The organism is Adlercreutzia muris (assembly GCF_008831045.1).
Classification (GTDB): Bacteria; Actinomycetota; Coriobacteriia; order Coriobacteriales; family Eggerthellaceae; genus Adlercreutzia; species Adlercreutzia muris.
This window is the reverse complement of the sequence record NZ_WAJS01000073.1, coordinates 1-1637: the sequence shown is the minus strand read 5'-3', so window position 1 is coordinate 1637 and position 1637 is coordinate 1. Positions and strand designations below refer to the sequence as shown.

The following is a 1637-nucleotide window of genomic DNA, read 5'->3' as shown; positions in this document are numbered from 1 at the left end:
ATACCCATAGCCCTCCTCGAAGAGCTCCGCTGCGGCCCTGCGGACATCGACGTCGTATCTGATCCTAAGGTCTGATGGCATAAAGAAGCCTCCCATTTCTCGTGTCCAAGAAATGGGAGGCAGTACATTCCCCAGGGTGTTTTTCGAGCGCACGAATCTCCGACTCCTTCCAGCGTGGTATTATCTTCGAGGTTTTCTGAAGCTTCAAAGAGCTGCTCAAGGTCCCCGTTGCGCTACTGGTAATTGTGCTCCGTTTGAAGCTCTCGCTACCTTCGAAGGCCGCAGCTTTTAGGACTTCGTTCAAGTCACCGCCTGTTTCAATGGCCTTTGTTACGCTACCCGCTATAAAACCGAGATATGCAATTCATAGCGAGTTTCTCCTTAACAAACTTGTGGGCTAATGAGTTAAGAGCTAGGTCTGGGGTTATGGTTCGGAGATGTCCCATTTAGCTGCAAAGCGCTGGATGAGCAGGTTGCGTTCGGTTGCTTTCATTGAGTACAGCAATTTCTCCACAGTGTTGGAGGTGATGGGGCCCCGATAGCGTTTTGCTTTGTCGAAAAGCATCTCATACAGTATTTGAACGGGCAGAGTTGCTACAAAGGGCTTTCTCTCTCTAGCTTTCGTAAGGGCAATCGCTCCGTCAGCGATTGCCCTCTGCCAAAGTTGTTCGGGATCGATGGGCGGCGACGTTCTTTCGATCAAATAGGTTATGTCTTCTTCGCCAACGGTGAAGCCTACTTTACCTCGACGCTGCTGGTGCATTTTCGGTGCAGTTTTATCTAAGCCTAGATAGGGAATGGCGTAAATGTCCTGCATGCTAGCACTATATGGGAATTTCTCGTTGCGGCAGTCGATAATGGCAGCATTGCGAATCTCGTTGTCTGTGGCGCCGTAGAAAGCAAGGATTATCCAATCAAGAGACGATGCAGCTTTAGCTAAAAGGTCGTAAACGTCTCCGAAAAGAGGTAGCTCTCCAAGTTGAATCCTGCGGACAGCGTGGGCGTCATTCAGGAAGAGATCCCGAAGGTCAGAATGGATTTCGATAAGAAATCCCATTTCGGTCACTCTTGCCGAGCTGAAGCTTTGCAAATTGGCTCGGTAAGACTCAATCTTCGGTATGTGACCCCTGGTTCCGAATAGTCGCGCCTCCAGAGATCGCTTTATATCGTCAATGCTGGCATTATTCGAGAGGTGAATTTGCTGGCTGATCATTTCGCCAATTTGTCCAAGCATATCGTCAGTAAAATAACCGGGTGCGCCATTCGATAGCATTTGTTTCCGTCTGCCTTCGCAGCTATTCATGAAAGTTGCCGCAGCAGATTGGACACTTTTGTCGTGGCGAACGAAATGGTCCACCCGAAAATGCTCGATTCCAATGACCTTGCCAGTCTTTGGCGAAATAACAAAATCTGGTCTTTCGAAGAGGTGCACCTCGCCGGCCAGCTTGTCTGCATTCCTGCGAGCTTCGCCTCCGTTTGATCGGGCTTGTTGAAGTGCCTCTTTAAGGATGGTTGATTCGCGAAGTTAGCCGAACGGCCCACTTTGCTCGGGAGCTTCGGATGCATTCTCGGACTCAGCCCAACGCCTTCACGGCGAAAAAGGATGCGTTTCGAGCGTTCGGCTGAGTCTGGAGAGC

At 50.1% G+C, this 1637-nt stretch carries 1 protein-coding gene; it reads right to left on the bottom strand.

Going from position 1 to position 1637, the window contains the following annotated elements; genetic code table 11:
- Positions 1–424: 424 nt before the first annotated feature.
- Complete coding sequence (locus F8D48_RS11410) at positions 425–1432, bottom strand: hypothetical protein (RefSeq protein ID WP_151432156.1); 1008 nt, start codon at positions 1430–1432, stop codon at positions 425–427.
- Positions 1433–1637: the final 205 nt, after the last annotated feature.